General features: G+C 31.1%; 18 protein-coding genes and 1 pseudogene. 15 read left to right on the top strand and 4 right to left on the bottom strand.

Features of this window, described 5'->3' with window-relative positions; genetic code table 11:
• From DP68_RS17310 to DP68_RS19790, 4 genes and pseudogenes are all read left to right on the top strand, one after another.
• Nucleotides 1-205, top strand: a pseudogene (locus DP68_RS17310) (NADH peroxidase); the annotation flags it as partial.
• A gap of 176 nt (nt 206-381) precedes the next feature.
• Complete coding sequence (locus DP68_RS19355; protein WP_081957318.1) at nt 382-738, top strand: AraC family transcriptional regulator; 357 nt, start codon at nt 382-384, stop codon at nt 736-738.
• Nucleotides 739-962: 224 nt separating this feature from the next.
• The gene (locus DP68_RS17300; protein WP_291550130.1) at nt 963-1928 is read left to right on the top strand and encodes a hypothetical protein; all 966 of its coding nucleotides are present in this window, start codon (nt 963-965) and stop codon (nt 1926-1928) included.
• 1091 nt (nt 1929-3019) lie between these two features.
• Nucleotides 3020-3229 (top strand): LysR family transcriptional regulator, encoded by a 210-nt coding sequence (locus DP68_RS19790; RefSeq protein WP_052085884.1) that lies wholly within the window; start codon nt 3020-3022, stop codon nt 3227-3229.
• Between the two features lie 349 nt (nt 3230-3578).
• Here the strand turns inward: DP68_RS19790 and DP68_RS17285 are convergent, their stop codons facing one another.
• Both DP68_RS17285 and DP68_RS19920 read right to left on the bottom strand, forming a co-directional pair.
• On the bottom strand, nt 3579-3911 hold the full coding sequence (locus DP68_RS17285) for a HesB-like protein (RefSeq protein ID WP_035311669.1): 333 nt from the start codon (nt 3909-3911) through the stop codon (nt 3579-3581).
• Between the two features lie 119 nt (nt 3912-4030).
• Entirely contained in the window at nt 4031-4363 is a 333-nt protein-coding gene (locus DP68_RS19920) for a HesB-like protein (RefSeq protein ID WP_081957317.1), read from the bottom strand.
• Nucleotides 4364-4510: 147 nt separating this feature from the next.
• On the opposite strand from DP68_RS19920, the gene DP68_RS17275 reads away from it, so the two are divergent.
• The 4 genes from DP68_RS17275 (at nt 4511) to DP68_RS17260 (ending at nt 7770) form a co-directional block, all read left to right on the top strand.
• Nucleotides 4511-5587: a hypothetical protein gene (locus DP68_RS17275; RefSeq protein ID WP_035311668.1), complete on the top strand. Its 1077-nt coding sequence runs from the start codon at nt 4511-4513 to the stop codon at nt 5585-5587.
• 83 nt (nt 5588-5670) lie between these two features.
• Nucleotides 5671-6474 carry an inositol monophosphatase family protein gene (locus DP68_RS17270; RefSeq protein WP_035311667.1) on the top strand — a complete coding sequence of 268 codons (804 nt, stop codon included), beginning with the start codon at nt 5671-5673 and terminating at the stop codon, nt 6472-6474.
• Nucleotides 6475-6507: 33 nt separating this feature from the next.
• Complete coding sequence (locus DP68_RS17265; protein WP_035311666.1) at nt 6508-7008, top strand: GAF domain-containing protein; 501 nt, start codon at nt 6508-6510, stop codon at nt 7006-7008.
• Nucleotides 7009-7143: 135 nt separating this feature from the next.
• A complete protein-coding gene (locus DP68_RS17260; RefSeq protein ID WP_035311665.1) occupies nt 7144-7770 on the top strand; it encodes a hypothetical protein in 627 nt (208 codons plus the stop codon).
• A 294-nt stretch (nt 7771-8064) separates the two neighbouring features.
• Here the strand turns inward: DP68_RS17260 and DP68_RS17255 are convergent, their stop codons facing one another.
• The gene (locus tag DP68_RS17255; protein WP_035311664.1) at nt 8065-9066 is read right to left on the bottom strand and encodes a putative sulfate exporter family transporter; all 1002 of its coding nucleotides are present in this window, start codon (nt 9064-9066) and stop codon (nt 8065-8067) included.
• Nucleotides 9067-9291: 225 nt separating this feature from the next.
• On the opposite strand from DP68_RS17255, the gene DP68_RS17250 reads away from it, so the two are divergent.
• Nucleotides 9292-10167, top strand: coding sequence for a LysR family transcriptional regulator (locus DP68_RS17250; protein WP_035311663.1), 876 nt, complete (start codon nt 9292-9294; stop codon nt 10165-10167).
• 151 nt (nt 10168-10318) lie between these two features.
• Here the strand turns inward: DP68_RS17250 and DP68_RS17245 are convergent, their stop codons facing one another.
• On the bottom strand, nt 10319-11251 hold the full coding sequence (locus tag DP68_RS17245; RefSeq protein WP_035311662.1) for a phosphate/phosphite/phosphonate ABC transporter substrate-binding protein: 933 nt from the start codon (nt 11249-11251) through the stop codon (nt 10319-10321).
• An 80-nt stretch (nt 11252-11331) separates the two neighbouring features.
• Here DP68_RS17245 and DP68_RS17240 point away from each other — a divergent pair, with 80 nt between their 5' ends.
• From DP68_RS17240 to DP68_RS17215, 6 genes are all read left to right on the top strand, one after another.
• Nucleotides 11332-11532, top strand: coding sequence for a hypothetical protein (locus DP68_RS17240; protein ID WP_035311661.1), 201 nt, complete (start codon nt 11332-11334; stop codon nt 11530-11532).
• 90 nt (nt 11533-11622) lie between these two features.
• Nucleotides 11623-11814 (top strand): 4-oxalocrotonate tautomerase DmpI, encoded by a 192-nt coding sequence (gene dmpI, locus DP68_RS17235; protein WP_035311660.1) that lies wholly within the window; start codon nt 11623-11625, stop codon nt 11812-11814.
• Between the two features lie 104 nt (nt 11815-11918).
• The gene (locus tag DP68_RS17230; RefSeq protein WP_035311659.1) at nt 11919-13445 is read left to right on the top strand and encodes a hypothetical protein; all 1527 of its coding nucleotides are present in this window, start codon (nt 11919-11921) and stop codon (nt 13443-13445) included.
• Between the two features lie 233 nt (nt 13446-13678).
• Nucleotides 13679-13849, top strand: a complete 171-nt coding sequence (locus DP68_RS17225; protein ID WP_035311658.1) for a zinc-ribbon domain-containing protein — start codon at nt 13679-13681, stop codon at nt 13847-13849.
• A gap of 321 nt (nt 13850-14170) precedes the next feature.
• The gene (locus tag DP68_RS17220; protein WP_035311657.1) at nt 14171-14341 is read left to right on the top strand and encodes a zinc-ribbon domain-containing protein; all 171 of its coding nucleotides are present in this window, start codon (nt 14171-14173) and stop codon (nt 14339-14341) included.
• Nucleotides 14342-14576: 235 nt separating this feature from the next.
• Entirely contained in the window at nt 14577-16169 is a 1593-nt protein-coding gene (locus DP68_RS17215) for a DEAD/DEAH box helicase (RefSeq protein ID WP_035311673.1), read from the top strand.
• The last annotated feature ends 385 nt before the right edge of the window (nt 16170-16554 follow it).

Below are 16554 nucleotides of genomic sequence, written 5' to 3'. Positions count from 1 at the left end.
AGAAGTAGTAACAAATAGTACAGAAAAGAATTTACAGTTAAGAGTTGAAGCAGAGCACGGAGCTTGCCAAGGTAAAAAAGACTTAGCAACACTTGCTAAAAAGTTAAACTTAGATGCAATTCATGACACAGTACATGAAATGTGTAAAGATGAAGCTAGACATGGAATGGCTTTCAAGGGCTTACTGATGAGGTATTTTAAATAAGATAAAATCAAGCAATTATAAGACTTTCGGCACTATATAGACAACTAAAGGATACCCTGACGGGTGTCCTTTTTTGTTGCAGTGGTTGTACCCAACACCGTACACAACTCATAATACCAACCCCATACAGAGGTGAACACTGTATAACGTGTACAGCATTGATCCAAAAGCCTTTCGTGTCAATTGAATTAATTCAAAAGACCATAGACTACATTGATGAAAACATACAGGAAGAAATAACCGTAGATACGCTTGTAAGAATTGCAGGGTTTTCAACTTACCATTATTATAGATTATTTAATAGCATGATAGGATTACCAGTCATGGAATATGTAACAAAGAGAAAACTTCAATTCGCCTTGTATGAGCTGAGTAATGGTAAAAGGATAATCGATATAGCCATGAATTACGGTTTCGAAACCCATGCTGGTTTTACAAAGGCATTTAAACGTTACTACGGATATCTTCTGAATCTGTACCGAATTCATTTACCGGATAATTTTTCATATCTTCTTGGTGATAAGCTGTGTTAGCTGTGTGATATTTCCTGTCCTCGACTGCTGTGATAGGGCTTGAAACCAGCCTGTGGCCGTTTGCGTAATCACCCGTCTCAGCATCATATCGTAGGTCATTTACTGCCCGTCCAAAATTAATAAGATAAACAGGGATATGGATAAATATCTGACCTTGATGGATTTTAGAAATGATGAACATCTGGAATATAGTTTGCATAAAATATACGAGGTGAACTAATTTCATGAGAGGAGTATTAAGCATGCTATATCTAAATATACTTCAAGATATCGGTTTCGGCAGCACTATTACACAAGACAATCTGATAGAGCTGCTTTTGGAGACGACAACCTTTAAAGAACTTGGATTTGACCACCTCATAAATGCAGAGTCGGATAGGGTCCAGTCAATTTTCAGCATACTGGATGGTCAAATTGTTAAAAATCCATCTATTACCAAGCTTGATATAGCGAACGATGGATTAAAGCGTGTACTGCAAGATATAACCAAAAAGGAAATGCCCGTTCAATCAAGCTTTAAGAACGTACAAGAAATACCAAGGGTAACCACAGGCTGCACTGCCACTACAACAACAACTACAACCAAAACGACTACTACAAGCACCACCAGTACAACGACTACAACGACTTCAACAGCGTGTATCAGCCCTTGCCCATGCAGCCTGCTGACAACCTATAACGGAACTTATGACTATGTTGCCGGAGTCATTAACAGCGAGGGTGATCAGTACAATGGATGTATTGCAGAACTGTTCGCTGACGTTTGCGGTGATTGCCTCCGTTCTTCGTGCAGTTTAATAAAATACGATATCTATGGTAACGGGAGGCTGTATTATGAGTTAAACACTGACCCCATGTCATTTGACATCCAGTGTCCTGCTACAGGAGAGATAGTTATAACCGGCAGCGGTTTTGCAGCAGATAGTCTTGGAAATGTGGCGGGAGCGAGATTTACTTTGACTGCTCAAGATAATTCACCTGATAAATTTCAAATGGTTATTAATGCGGGAGTAGATGTTCTGAATCACAATAGTGGAATTATTGAATTGACTGGTCCTAAACAGGGAGACATTATAGTCAGTGACTGCACTTCTGCAAGAGTTGCAAAACTTCATGCGGAGGTGGATTACACTAAACTGGCAGAGAAAAAAGATAAACTTATTGAGCGTATTAACAAGTTGAACAAATAGTAACAAGTATGTGTAAGGCATAAAAAAAGGTGTGAATGAAATTGTCGATAATGATATATAAAGCCTCACCTTGTCAGCTTACATTCACAACAATACTAAGTATTTACAAGGATATGCAAAAAAAGAAGAGGAGTACAGGTGTTCCTCGTATGGTATTTATACCGGATATAGGAAGGACTTTGAAGGTATAGTCTGTAAAGCATTTTTGCTTGACCTTTTTGCTAAAGATGAAACAAATGTACGGAGAAAGTATATAGAGATCGCACAATCTATGAAAGAAATAAGCAATATGTTTGTATCTGGGAGTACACTCGGGAAGTGTATATTTTTTTGCACGTTATAAGGATTTTTATATCAGAAGCATTATCTTTCCCGATTATCAGGAGGCGTTTCCGAGTGAACTGCTAGCAGAGCTAGGGGTTTATTGCGACACCAATACGAATGGCGGGTATGTGTTTACCCTCCATTCTCATAATATTATTCATAATTTATGAGATCATCAATCTCACTTAGATGCAACTTAAAATGACGAAGGTAGTCAATAATCATTGCTTTTAGAGAGACGGTAGTATTTAATGTAGTGATCCATACGTTATTTAATTTATCAATATTTAAGTTGTTTATCACATGAATAATATGAGTATTGGAATATTTACATAACTGAACAAGATTATGCCATTCTTCCTCCTGATAGTTCTGTATGGAAATCCATCTGTCATTATTACCTAAGTTTGCATAGTCCGGAAAATCATAGGACTTGGTTGATATTGTAAATGTATTATTCTGTGTGTATTGTTTGAGGCGGAATCAACCATATGCCCGACAATCTGTTTAATTGACCTGTTTTGGCTGTTCCTTCTTACTCTTATCATATCTTCTGGAAGCTGTAGTAATTTTGATTCCCATTCATTAATTAACATCATAAGTTCCTCATTATTTTTCTTAAATTCATGCATATAAAATCTCCTTTCAATTCAGATTAAAATAAAAGGTTCTAAATATTAGATAATATGGTATTATATAAGATAAGTTTATTAAAATTGAAATATTCTATATATTTGTTCGATACAAACGATAGTGAGGGATATGTAATGGAACTAAGACAATTAAATACTTTTGTGCTGATTGCAAAGCATCAAAGTTTTTCAAGACCTGCTCTCGAGCTGGGGTATGCCCAGTCATCCGTAACCTCACAAATTCAATTACTTGAGAAGGAGCTGAATGTGAGATTATTTGAACGCCTGGGTCACAATATCACATTAACACCAGAAGGAAAGAAGCTACTTCCGATTGCTGAATAGATATTAAAACTTTCCGATGATGCAGTTAACATGATCGGAAACTCAGATAAATCGAGTGGAACTTTAATAATCGGCGCAGTTGAATCCTTATGTGTGTCTATGTTACCTAAACTTTTAAAAGCGTATCATTCAAGATAATAAAAAAGCAGTTGTAAAAGATTATAATCTTTTACAACTGCTTTTTATTAATAACTAATTCATCTTCATCAGTTGCTAATCTCTAAAGTAATTTAGCAATAACTCCTAGAGACTAGCGATTAGGGACTAAGGACTAGAGATTTACTGTAAATTCTAGCCCCCTAATTCTAATACCTACCCTAGCTCCTAGTACCTTTGTCCTAATTTTTGATTAGTGGCAGCCTGAACAAGTGGAGCATCCATCGCCATAATCACCCTTAAAAAGTGGTTCCAGTGAAAAACTATCTAGTCCAGTTTCCTCAGCAGATTTCAAAACAAAGCCGCCAAATTCAGCAACTAAGTCTTTATCAATAAGGAAAATCATATTTCCAATTTTAACAGCTTCATCATTGTTTTTTGGTTCATCTATAACAAGATTAAAAGATGGGCCTCCACAACCAATACCTGCTAAATTTATTCTAATTGTATCAGCAACTACATTGTTGTGAAGTAAAAATAATTTAAATTCTTTATAAGCTAAATCGCTCATGGAAAATGCAGCCATTTAAGTCACCTCCGATATTTTTGGAACTATATATATACTACTAAAATGGTAGAGAAAAGTAAAGAAGCTGAAAATAAATAATTAAAAGGAGTTGAGAAATTAATCTCAACTCCTTTTAATTAGTGGCAGCCAGAACAAGTGGAACAGCCATCACCATCATCCTCTTTAAATACTGGGTCAAGTGAAAAGCCATTTAATCCATTTTCTTGACTAGATTTCATAACAAAACCACCATACTGATTAACTAAATCCTTATCAACAAGGAAATTCATATCTCCAATTTTAACAACTTCATCATTTGCCTTTTGTTCATCCAGAACAAGGTTAAAAGATGGGCCTCCTCAGCCAACGCCTGCTAAATGTATTCTGATTGTATCAGAGTTTACATTGTTTTCTTGTAAAAATAACTTGAATTCTTTATAAGCTAAATCGCTCATAGAAAATGCAGCCATGTAAGTCACCTCCATTATTTTTTAATATAACTATTGAAAGATTTTATGTTATGAGTATAATTGTAGTACATAGAATGTATATTTTCAATAGAACGATGATTCTGATTATACTTTAAATATAGTATAAGGGATAGGGGGAATGAGAAAATGTATGCTTGGCAGGAAGAAAGACCTTTAGTTTTGAAACAATATACCCCAGAGATGTTTTTTAAATACGTGTGTATGCTTATAGGAAAAGAATTTAATGCTGAATTTTATTACATAATGAAAAAGAATTCATGCATACTTAGGATGTTTAAATATATTGTTCAAATAGAAAAAGAAGAAGTGGAAAGACTTCAATATAAGAAGCCATATGCTCTAGATAAATATCTGCTTGAAGAGTTAAAAAAACAAGGACTTGCCTTTGATATAAACAAAAGCACATATATAGAATGTTGCTACTATGAAGATGAGAAAAAGGAAGTTTATGATAAAAACAATACGGATTTAAAATTTAGTGAAAAGTTTAATATATCTATTCCAGAAGGAGGGCTGTTTTATCCATGCTGTGGAGAAGACAGCTATGAGCCTCTTTATTTGTTTATGGATATTATAAGTGAATTCCATTTTGCAGATAGTAATAAGATTATTCTTCCTCATTTAGAATGTGGAGTGAGAAGAACTAGTGAAGAAAGGAATAGTCTAGAAAATAATATAGGAACATTTAATTCAAAGGATGTTCCTTTTGCAGTAGCTATGTTTAATAATAAAAATTTCGAAACTATGAAATCCTTAGAAGATAGTCTTTTAATGAACTTGGAATTTATTAAGTTTTCAGATATAAGTAATAAAGAAATATGGAAGACAAAATATGAAAATAATAAGAAAATAGAAGTGTATACTCATAAATATGATGGGTTTTTAGGGATAATGAGTATAGAAAAAATATCTGTGTTTTATTATAGAGGAAGAAATAACAGAAATAAGAATGCAACGTTTAATTGGTTTGAGGAGATAGCTTTTAATACTGTGATTGATAAACTTCAGGATGGAGGAATTATAGTAACAGATGGTATAAATCCTAATGAAAAGGATAAAGATAAAAGCGTTATTTGGAATGTTTTATGGAAGGATGAAAATATTAGTTTTAATTATAAAAATAGAAAGTTTAGTTTTATTGGAGAGCTAGGTAGATTGCTAAAAGTTTGGAAGGTAGAAAAAATAGTGATGAAAATGGACTAATATGGTATTATATTATAATATAAATAAATTTAAGGCTTAATAAAAAACTAAATTAACTTTATAGTAAGAAAGAGGGAGTTTTTGTGAATCTTTATGAGGTACTAGAAAATGTTAAGTTGTGGACAAGAGAAGTTGGAAAACTTCAACTAGAAAAATATAATTCTAAAATAAAATATACAAGTAAGTCTACTGTTGTAGATATGGTGACTGAAGTAGATATATTATCTGAAAAGATTATTATAAACAAGATAAAAAGTACTTATCCAAACCATGCTATATTATCTGAGGAAGAAGGAGAAATTAAAAGTGAAAGTGAATATTTATGGGTAATTGATCCTTTAGATGGTACAAACAATTATTTGCATGCTTTCCCAATATTTTGTGTATCCATTGCACTTAAAAAGGGAGAGGAAACTATACTTGGAGTTATCTATGTTCCAAGGCTTGACGAAATGTTTTATGCTATAAAAGGTGAAGGTGCATTTTTAAACGATGAAAAAATTGAAGTAGCTCAAAAGGGAAATTTAGAACAATGCATACTTACTACGGGATTCCCTTATGATAAAAAGATATCAAAGCATAATAATGTAAATTTATTTACTAATATAATAACAGAACTTCAAGGGATAAGAAGAACAGGTAGTGCAGCTTTTGATTTATGCTGTGTAGCATGCGGAAGAATTGATGGATACTGGGAACTTAAATTAGGACTTTGGGATTTAGCTGCTGGGGCGCTTATAGTGGAAGAAGCAGGCGGAAAAGTAATGACTTCTTATTTAAACAAAGAAAACGGAGAAATAGGAGTTAATATAATAGCAGGAAATAAAACTGTAGTAGAAAAGGTTCTAGGCAAGCTAAATGAAGTAAGCAATTATTTTAATAAATAGTTTATAGATAAGACTTAAGGGGGATGAGTAGTAATGTTTGATTTAAGTGTTTTTGATAATCTTACTCAAAAGCAAAAGTATGAAAGTTTGCTTTCAATGATAGATTCTTTATTAAAGGATGAGACAGACGTAATTACTAATTTAAGTAATGCATCTGCACTTATAAAGGCATTAGTTAGTGATGTAAATTGGGCTGGTTTTTATATTATTAAAAATAATGAATTAGTCTTAGGACCTTTTCAGGGGCTGCCAGCATGCAATAGAATTCAAATAGGTAAAGGTGTATGTGGAACTTCAGCATTCAAAGGTGAAACAATGCTTGTAAAAGATGTACATAGTTTCCCGGGACATATTGCTTGCGATTCTCAGTCTAATTCTGAAGTTGTAATACCTTTAAAACAAAATAATAAGGTATATGGAGTGCTTGATTTGGATAGCCCAACAGTGGGGAGATTTAATGAAGAAGACAAAACGTATTTAGAAAAAGTAGTTGAAATTATAAATAAATATGTAAACTTTGAAGAATTGAATTAATACATCTGAATTTAATTAGGGAGTTACTCTTAATATGTTTGAATAATTTTAATATTGACACAAAGGCGAAATTCCGTATTTTTTGTTATATAATAGTGGATATTACTTAAAAAATATATAAAAGGAGTCGTTGTCGTGAAGATAAGCAATTTTGTTTTATCAAGAAATACAATAGACAACAGGTTTAAATACGGAATAAAATTTGTCCCAGAGAAGGTTTTAAATAAATACCTAGACTATATGCTAGTAGTCTTAAAAAAATTAAACGAAAAAGAAGATGGATTTAACTTAACATTTAAAAAAGACAAGCTTTTTAATAATATACAACTTTCAACTAATGAATTTAAAACATATATAAATATGTTATATGACTTTTATAATTCGTTGGGAGAAGAAAAAAATGTAGAAGTAGAATTTATTACTAAGAATTCAAAGGATAAAATAATACTTACTTCTTTAAATGATGATCATATAAAGGTATGTTCTGTAAAACAAAATTTTGATGAAGAAAAAAGAGTGTTTTTTATACTTATGAAGGAAGAGTTGATAGATTATATAACTTCACTAAATGCTGTATATAGAGAAAATGAAATTCAAAGAAATTTAAATGGTGTTTCTAAAGACTTTATAAGAAAGTCTGAGAGAGATGCATTATATTTACAGACATTATATATATGGGCTAATCAGGCTTTAGACAATAAGGATATTAAGGCTTTTGAGTTAATATCATCAGAAATTAAAAAAATAAAAGAAAATTTATAAAAAAGTATGAAGAATGTGAATATTTTCTGAAGATAAGGGAAGATTAATTAATGGATAGAGGTAAGGAAACAATCTATCCATTTGCTGAACAAGCAACACACTAAAATCATCATTAAACAATTTCATAATAAGCTCCCCTTATCCAATATTTTATAAACACAGCACTGCATGTTAGGCGGTTGCTGTGTTATTTTTATTTTTGTTATTATTGGAATTGGTGCCAACTTTAGGTTTGCTTTATAAAATAGTATAAAGTAAACTTTGTCTAATATTAAATCATAGATATAAATTATTTTAAATAATTAAGTTAATTAGCAGAAGTGCAGATATTATTTGAACAATCGCAATTAAAATACCATACATTGATGCTTTAGGACCCTGAGTTACTAGATCCTTAAATTTTACTCTCATGCCAATACCGGCTAAAGCTATAATTTCAAAGTTACTACTTACAATTTTAAATAATTTAGATAGTGTTTGAGGTATAACGCCAACACTAAAAAGTGTGCAAGCTATAAAAAAGCCCATAACATACCAAGGAATTTTAGCCTTAGCACTCCCTTGAGTTTCGCCTTGAGATTTTTTCTTCATATTTGCAAAGATGAGTACTACCACTATTAAAAATATAATTCTAACAATTTTAAATATAGTTGCTAAATCCTTAACATCTTCATTAACAAGACTTCCGCTGGCAATAACTTGTCCCACGGATTGAAGTACTCCACCTATCATAGCAGAAGTTTTTAAAGTATCTAAAGAAAATGCTAAATTAGCAATTGCAGGTAAAAGAAGCATAAGTATAGTTCCTACTACGTTAACAATAGTAATTGCAATCCCTTTGTCTTTATCATCAGCTCCAATAACAGGTGCAGTTGAAGCGATTGCAGAAGAACCACATACAGCATTACCGCTTGCCATTAGTAGTCTAAAGTTTTCGGAAAAACCAAGCTTTTTACCAATGAGTATGGCAGCTATTATTGTAATAGCCATTTGAATAACTATAAATCCTACCCCGGAAATCCCTAATTTAAGTATGGTGTTAAAATTTAATGTACCTCCTAAAAGTACTATTGAATATGCAAGTAAATCACTTTCGGAAAATTTAGAGCCTTTAGCATACATCTTTTTATTTCCAAAGGTATTTCCTACAATCATACCTAAAAATATAGCTAAAGATGCACCCCCTATAGCAGGCATATACATTCCTATAAATTTACCCGTATAAGCAATAGCTATACACATAAGTACCCCGGGAAAGATATCTTTTATTTTACTTTTCAGTTTAGATAAGTTCATTTTATGTCCTCCTTATATTGGTTAATAGTTCATATTAAACAGTTAGTGGAATTTAATGAAGGTGAATCCTATTCAATAAGTATTAACATTAACTATAAAAAGCTATCCTCCAACTTTTAAGAACCTCTATTATAGATTATAATACCTTTATAACCATAATAAAAATAAATCTTTTTAATTGTAACGATTAAAAAAACTTATAGTTTTATTGGGAGGAGATCGCTAATGCTTGATGAATTTAGATATTTTATAGCTGTAGTAGAGTATAAAAATTTTACTAAGGCTGCAGAACACTTGAATATTTCTCAACCAAGTGTAAGTTTACATATAAAGCACTTAGAAGAGGAGTTTAAAGTTACCTTAATAGAAAGATCAAGTAAACAAAAAAAGATAACAATAACTCCTGCGGGAAAGCTTTTCTATGAAAGAGCTAAAGAAATGATAGATTTAATGGAAAAGACCAAATTAGAGCTTTTAGATTATAACAAGGTTATTAAAGGTAAATTAAAGATTGGAGCAAGTTTTACTGTGGGAGAATATTTTCTGCCACAGTTTCTGAAAGACTTTGCCAGGGAATTTTCAAAATTAGATATAGAAGTGGTGATAAAAAATACTATGGATATATGTGATTTAGTAAAAAACAAGGAAGTGGACATAGGATTGGTGGAAGGAAGTGTACCTAGCTCCCATTTTAAGTATGATGCATTTTATCAAGATGAAATGGTGCTAGCTGTTCCATATAACCATAAGCTTTCTAAGATGAATTCCCCATTGAAGGAATTACAAAGTCAAACATGGATAAGCCGTGAAGTAGGTTCAGGTACTAGGGATTATTTGAACTTTTTTCTTTCATCTAATAATATAGAGCCGGAAAATATAATGATATTTGGAAGTAATCATGCTGTAAAGGAGGCAGTTAAAAATGGGCTTGGCATAACCCTTATATCTTCGTACGTAACTAAACGAGCTGTAGAAAGTAAAGAGGTTACAGTGATAAGTCTTCCTAAACATTATATAAGGCACTTTAATTATATAATACCTAAGGATGGAAACGCTCCTAAGGCAGTTGAAATGCTTATAGAAAAATTGAGACATATTTAATGTTGAATTTAGTATGAGATTTGCATTGTAGAAGGTTTTGAACAAGCAATTAGAGCTTCTTTACGCAGTGAACACCTTCTTAAATGCAAATCCCATACGTAAAGTTCAACATTAAGAATGCGGTAATATCTTTTTTAAGTGCCTATGAAACTCAAGGAGTGTTGTTTTCAACCAGTCTTTTATATTCTCTTACTATATCAAATTTATTATCAGTAGATTGAATGTAGCCTGCATGGGAATATACATCATTAAGTATTTTTTTCCCAACAGGATCCTTAGATATATCTATAAAGGCATCTTTGATATTTACCTTCCATTCAGGAGACATATCTGATCGTACAGATATAGTATCGTTTGGGATGGGTTTAGAAAAATAAATGGGTACAACTTTATCAAATACATCTTTAATATCTTCTTTAACTGTATTTCGTGCATCTTCAAATACTGCAGCAGCATCAACTTCATCATTTAATACTGCAAGTACAGCAGTATCATGTCCATTTAACGTTACTTGTTCAATATCTGTTTCTATATTTATTCCAGCCTTTTTCAGTTCAGCCACAGGCCATATATATCCGCCAGCGGAAGTAGTACCTTGAAACGCAACTCTTTTTCCTTTAAGATCTTCAAGGCTCTTTATATTAGAATTCTTTTTCACAACTATCATTGAACGGTAATAATCTACTAAGTCTTTAGTAGACTTACCATTTGGCTCTTGTATTGAATATCTTTGAGCTTGTAATAAAATATCCGCTATACCTCTGTCATTTGCTAAAACATAAGCTAATGGAGGCAAAAATCCAACATCTATTTCTTTTGAGGACATCGCCTCTACTGTACTATTATAGTTAGTTGCAACACTAACTTTAACTGGAATGCCAAGCTCTTTTGATAGTAGTGATTCAAGAGGTTTAATTTTTTCTTCTAAAGTATCTTTATGATGAGAAGGAACAAATTGAACAGTGAGCTCTTTAGGAATATAAGCTTTTGGAGCAGGGGTATCTTTAGTTTTATCTGCACAACTGTCAAAGAATAATACTAACAATATTAATGTTAGTATAGTTACTGAAATTCTTTTATTCATGATACAGCCCTCCAATGTATGATTTGGTTATAAATTAGTATGTATTAATTTATTGAGATGCTTTCTTATGTATATTATGTATGAATACTGAAGATTATATTCATAAAAAAGGAAACGAATCCTTAATTTGTTATGAACAAAATGTAAAATTAAGCGAAGTTGGAATAGAAAAAGAAAAATCTCAAGCTATGGCAAAGGATGCTATAAGATACGGTAACATAGGTTATATAAAACCACTAGCTGAACAAGATGTATTAAATATGTTTAATATGGAATTCTAATAACTAGTGGTTAATATCTAATATAGTGTAGGTTATGAAACAGTTAATTGGATGAAAATGAAATATTAGGTTATACAAGGAGGAGTATTTATGCCATTTATACAAATTGATATGGGTCCAAGTACAAAGGAAAAGAAAAAAGAAGTTATCGAAAAGATGACAAATATATTAAGTGAAACAATCTCTGTACCAAAGCAAGCTATTACAGTTATAATTCGTGAAAGTAATGCGGATAATATTGGAGTAGCGGGAGAACAGCTTTCAGAAAGACTTAATAAATAGGGAGTAGGAATTAGGTGCTAGGTTTATTTACAAATGTAAAAAATCTACATATCCTTACTCCTAGTACCTTATGCCTTAGCCCTAGATACAGGGGAGAATTGTATATGAAAAAAGTTGCATTATTCTTTGGAGCTGGAGCAGAACAAGATTATGGACTTCCTTCTGGGGGAGAATTTGCACTGGATATATTTAGAATGGATGTAGCAGAAGATAAGGAAATATTTAAAAAGACACTTGAAAAGATAGACTTGAATTCAGATTATGCTAAATGGTTTCCAGATAAGTTTTTAGAAAAAAATAGGAGTGCTTTTATAAGATCACAGTATGAAGAACTTGTAAAGGGAAGTCTTGAAAGTAAAAGAGATATTATTATTAAATATATGGACAATTTTGATGAGAATGTATCACGTATAGCGAAAGAAATAGAAAAAGGAAATATATACATAGATCAGATGTTTGAAAAGACACTTTCCTGTTCTTTGGAAAATTTAATTTATGAAAAGCATGTGAAGTTGAACACTTTACTTGATGGGAATCATAATGCGCTATTTGCATCAAAGTATTTTTCGGCATTTCTTATTGCTATGGAAACTAAGAACACAAACATAGCTTTTAAGAATAGCATGAAGGACATGGTAAGAACATTGCTTGAACTCTTAATTGGATCTTTAGGAGAAAACTTAATACATAAATTAAATGATGGAATATTTGAAAGAAGCCCAGATACTTTAGATGTTTTTGATGATTTGGGGAGCATATTTTCCTTAAACTATGAAGCTACGGGTATGAGGGGATTAGAATGGATAATAGAAAAAAGTGAAAAGAACATATTTAAGCTAAAATCTGATGAGGAAATCATAGTGGAGTTTAGCAGGATGATACTTGAAGATTTATTTTGTAGAGCATTAGATTACAAATCTCTTTTAGATTCCAACTGGAGTTATTTATACAATCCCAAGACAGATTGGACTAAGTTTACAAAAGTTGTTATATTTCTGCATACTGTTAGAAGATATATACTAAATATTGCAAAAAGAAATTATAACAATATAAAAAATGGAGATGGATATTACCATGATCTAATAAAAATTAAAAGGGATTATGAAATAGTTGCAATAGGAACTGCTAATTATAATACCTTTATAGAAGATATCACTAATGAAGAGGTTTGCTTTTTAAATGGTTCTGTAAGAGATTTTTATGATCCATATTTAAATACAATAATAGATGAAGAAAAAGCAAAAATTAGCAATCATTTAACTGTTCCATTTCTTTTTACTCAAAATGGGATAAAGCCTCTAACATCTGTAAGAATGGCTGAAAGATACGTTGATATATATAATAGATTTAAAATGGCAGATATAGTATGTATTTGTGGATTTGGATTTAATGATTATGATAGTCATATAAATGGAATGTTTAGAGCTTTAATAGAAGATGAGAAAAAAAATATAATTATAATAAGTCATGCTCCATCAGGAAATACGGATATAAATAAATTGATGGAAACCTATAAAAAAAAATTAAGAATAGAAAATACAGATCATATTAAGATTCTACAAGTTAATAAAGAGAGGAAAATTAATAATGAAGGTATCATGTGGTATGAAAGTTTAGAATACAATGGATAAACTTTATATAACAGTAAGTATGAACTAAGTAACATAGTAAATATTTTTATAATAATTTTTTTTAAAATATGTATTGCATATTGGCTGTAATCATGCTATACTGACAAAGTCGTAGTGATTAAGAATAGAACGCTATGGCCAAGATTTAGTATGATTAATAACTATTCCTCTTTTTAGGAACGTTATGTATCAATTTTAGATCTTAGTTTTAAAATAAAAGGAGGAATATTAAAATGGCAGATAAAACATTAGTATGTAAAGATTGCGGAAAAGATTTCGTATTCACAGAAGGCGAGCAGGCTTTCTACAAAGAAAAGGGATTCGAAAACGAACCACAGAGATGTGCTGATTGCAGAAGAGCTAAGAAGCAACAGAACAACAACAACAGAGGATTCAGAAGATAATAATTTTTGAATACTTACCCTATAGAAGGTAACTTCTATAGGGTTTTTATATATTGTATAAACATTTGTTGGAATTTTGCTTGAAACTTGAAATATGATGCTTTGGATAGGTTTGAATTTTGCGATAATTGTGTAAATAATAAATATTTAAAAATAAATGTTGCATATTATTTACAATCATGATATAATAATTAAGTCGTAGTAATCGAATGTGCATTACTACACCAAGATTTAATACGATTAATAACCATTCCTCTTTTTATAAGGAAAGTTATGTGAATCCGTTTTAGATCTTAATATAATAAAAGGAGGAATGTTGAAATGGCAGATAAAACATTAGTATGTAAAGATTGCGGAAAAGAATTCGTATTCACAGAAGGCGAGCAAGCTTTCTACAAAGAAAAGGGATTCGAAAACGAACCACAGAGATGTGCTGATTGCAGAAGAGCAAGAAAGCAACAGAACAACAACAACAGAGGATTCAGAAGATAATAGGTTTTGAGCACTTAGTCCTATAGGAATCAGTTCTTATAGGACTTTTTAGTTTGTTCGGCATGGCTGTGTTATGAATGATTATTAAATTTAGTAATTATTCACAACATAGCCTGAAAAAAAGTTATATATAATTTAAAAATGGGAAATTATATATAGTGAGTGATGTCGTAAGTGCTTATTCTGAATTAGAAGTGAAAAAATGGAAAATTTAAACAAAAAGGATGGAATGTTAATGAAAGAAATAAAATTTAAAGATTTAGGATTAAATGAAGATATATTAAAGGCAATAGATGATATGGGATTTGAAGAACCTTCAAGCATACAGGCTGAAGTAATACCAGTATTATTACAAGGAAATGACGTAATAGGTCAGGCGCAAACGGGTACAGGAAAAACTCTAGCATTTGGAGCTCCAGTACTTAACAATATAAGCAAAGGTGGTAACAAGCCAAAATGTCTTATATTAGCACCTACAAGAGAACTTGCTATACAGGTAAATGATGAACTTGCACGTATAGCAAAGCATAGTAAAGCAAGTGTGCTTCCAGTATATGGTGGTAATCCTATAGATAGACAAATTAAATCTATCAAAAGAGGTATTGATGTAATAGTAGGAACCCCTGGTAGAGTGCTTGATTTAATAAGAAGAGGAGTACTTAATTTAAATGACATTGAATTTCTTGTATTAGATGAAGCAGATGAAATGTTAAATATGGGATTTATAGATGACATTGAAGAAATTATAAAAAACTCAAATGAGTCAAGACAAACATTACTATTCTCTGCAACAATGCCAAATGAAATTAAAAAACTTGCTAAAAGATATATGAAGGAAGATGCAAAGCATGTAGCTATTGTAAAAAATGCTATGACTGTATCTACAGTAAGTCAGTATTATTATGAAATAAAGCACAAAGATAGATTTGAAACTTTATGTAGAGTATTAGATGTAGATGAACCAACTGCAGCTATAATATTTTGCAAAACTAAAAAGGGTGTAGATGAGCTTGTAGAATCTATGCAAGCAAGAGGATATAGTGTGGAAGGTATGCATGGAGATATGACTCAAGTGCATAGAATGAACACTTTAAGAAAGTTTAAAGAAGGAAACTTAGAGTTTTTAATTGCAACAGATGTAGCAGCAAGAGGAATAGATGTAGAAAATGTAACTCATGTAATTAACTATGATCTTCCTCAAGATACAGAATCTTATGTTCATAGAATAGGAAGAACAGGAAGAGCTAATAGAGAAGGTGTAGCATATACTTTAGTTAGTCCAAGAGAATACATGGTTCTTAAGCAAATTGAAAGAGCTACTAAAGGTAAAATAAAAAGAAAAGAAGTTCCTACTGTAGATGATATATTTAACGCAAAATATAAAAATATGGTATCAAGAGTTAAAGGTGTTTTAGAGGGCGAAGAATATAAGAGATTTATACCTATGGCTACAGAATTAGATGAAGAATTTAATCTTGTAGATGTAGCAGCAGCGCTTATGAATATTATATATAGTACAGAAATATCTTATGATTATACAGAAAATGCTATAGAGTCAACATCTTCATCATCGTCATCTTCTTCAAGTTACGTAAGATTATTCTTAAGTCTTGGAAAGAAGGATAAAATGAATCCAAAGACTCTTCTTCAATTCTTAATAGATAAGGCTAAGGTAAGAAAAGATGAGATTGGAGAAATACGTATATTAGAAAACTTCTCATTTATAGATGCGGCACAAGATGCTGTAGATCCAATTATGAACAATTGTAGCGGTAAAAGTTTTGGTGGCAAAAGATTAAATATTGAAGTAGCGAAGAAAAAAAGATAATATTAATTAATATTTAAAAAGGAAGCTTGTGTTTGCAAGCTTCCTTTTTAAATTATAGTTACAATTTTGGAGGAAATTATAAGATAAGTTTACATAGTTGAGGAAGAAACATATATTTTATTTTATTAAAAGTATATAAACGAACTCAGGTGTATCTGCATGTAAAATATTAAGCATATGAAATAATGACTAAGAATAATATAGATAAATTAGTTTAATAACAGTTAATAATATTAATCTGCAAATTGAATCATGATAAGATAACATTCGTCGCTGAGATGAGCGACAGACAAGCAAAATAGTTGATAACAACTTGAAAAAAATATTTTCAAAGGTTGTTGACAAGAAGAAACAAAAATGTTAATATATAAAAGTCGCTTAGGGC

It is taken from the genome of Clostridium sp. HMP27, assembly GCF_000765165.1.
In the GTDB taxonomy this organism is placed as follows: Bacteria; Bacillota; Clostridia; order Clostridiales; family Clostridiaceae; genus Clostridium_AK.
The sequence above is the reverse complement of the archived record's forward strand: the minus strand, read 5'-3'. Positions and strand labels throughout refer to the sequence as shown.

Excerpts from the sequence above, each read along its gene's own strand:
- DP68_RS17230 (WP_035311659.1), top strand. The coding sequence starts at position 11,919 with ATGAAAAAAGTTGCATTATTCTTTGGAGCTGGAGCAGAACAAGATTAT.
- DP68_RS17225 (WP_035311658.1), top strand. The coding sequence starts at position 13,679 with ATGGCAGATAAAACATTAGTATGTAAAGATTGCGGAAAAGATTTCGTA.
- DP68_RS17215 (WP_035311673.1), top strand. The coding sequence starts at position 14,577 with ATGAAAGAAATAAAATTTAAAGATTTAGGATTAAATGAAGATATATTA.
- DP68_RS17275 (WP_035311668.1), top strand. The coding sequence starts at position 4,511 with ATGTATGCTTGGCAGGAAGAAAGACCTTTAGTTTTGAAACAATATACC.
- dmpI (WP_035311660.1), top strand. The coding sequence starts at position 11,623 with ATGCCATTTATACAAATTGATATGGGTCCAAGTACAAAGGAAAAGAAA.
- DP68_RS17300 (WP_291550130.1), top strand. The coding sequence starts at position 963 with ATGAGAGGAGTATTAAGCATGCTATATCTAAATATACTTCAAGATATC.
- DP68_RS17250 (WP_035311663.1), top strand. The coding sequence starts at position 9,292 with ATGCTTGATGAATTTAGATATTTTATAGCTGTAGTAGAGTATAAAAAT.
- DP68_RS17265 (WP_035311666.1), top strand. The coding sequence starts at position 6,508 with ATGTTTGATTTAAGTGTTTTTGATAATCTTACTCAAAAGCAAAAGTAT.
- DP68_RS17240 (WP_035311661.1), top strand. The coding sequence starts at position 11,332 with ATGAATACTGAAGATTATATTCATAAAAAAGGAAACGAATCCTTAATT.
- DP68_RS19790 (WP_052085884.1), top strand. The coding sequence starts at position 3,020 with ATGGAACTAAGACAATTAAATACTTTTGTGCTGATTGCAAAGCATCAA.
- DP68_RS17255 (WP_035311664.1), bottom strand. The coding sequence starts at position 9,066 with ATGAACTTATCTAAACTGAAAAGTAAAATAAAAGATATCTTTCCCGGG.
- DP68_RS17245 (WP_035311662.1), bottom strand. The coding sequence starts at position 11,251 with ATGAATAAAAGAATTTCAGTAACTATACTAACATTAATATTGTTAGTA.
- DP68_RS17220 (WP_035311657.1), top strand. The coding sequence starts at position 14,171 with ATGGCAGATAAAACATTAGTATGTAAAGATTGCGGAAAAGAATTCGTA.
- DP68_RS17285 (WP_035311669.1), bottom strand. The coding sequence starts at position 3,911 with ATGGCTGCATTTTCCATGAGCGATTTAGCTTATAAAGAATTTAAATTA.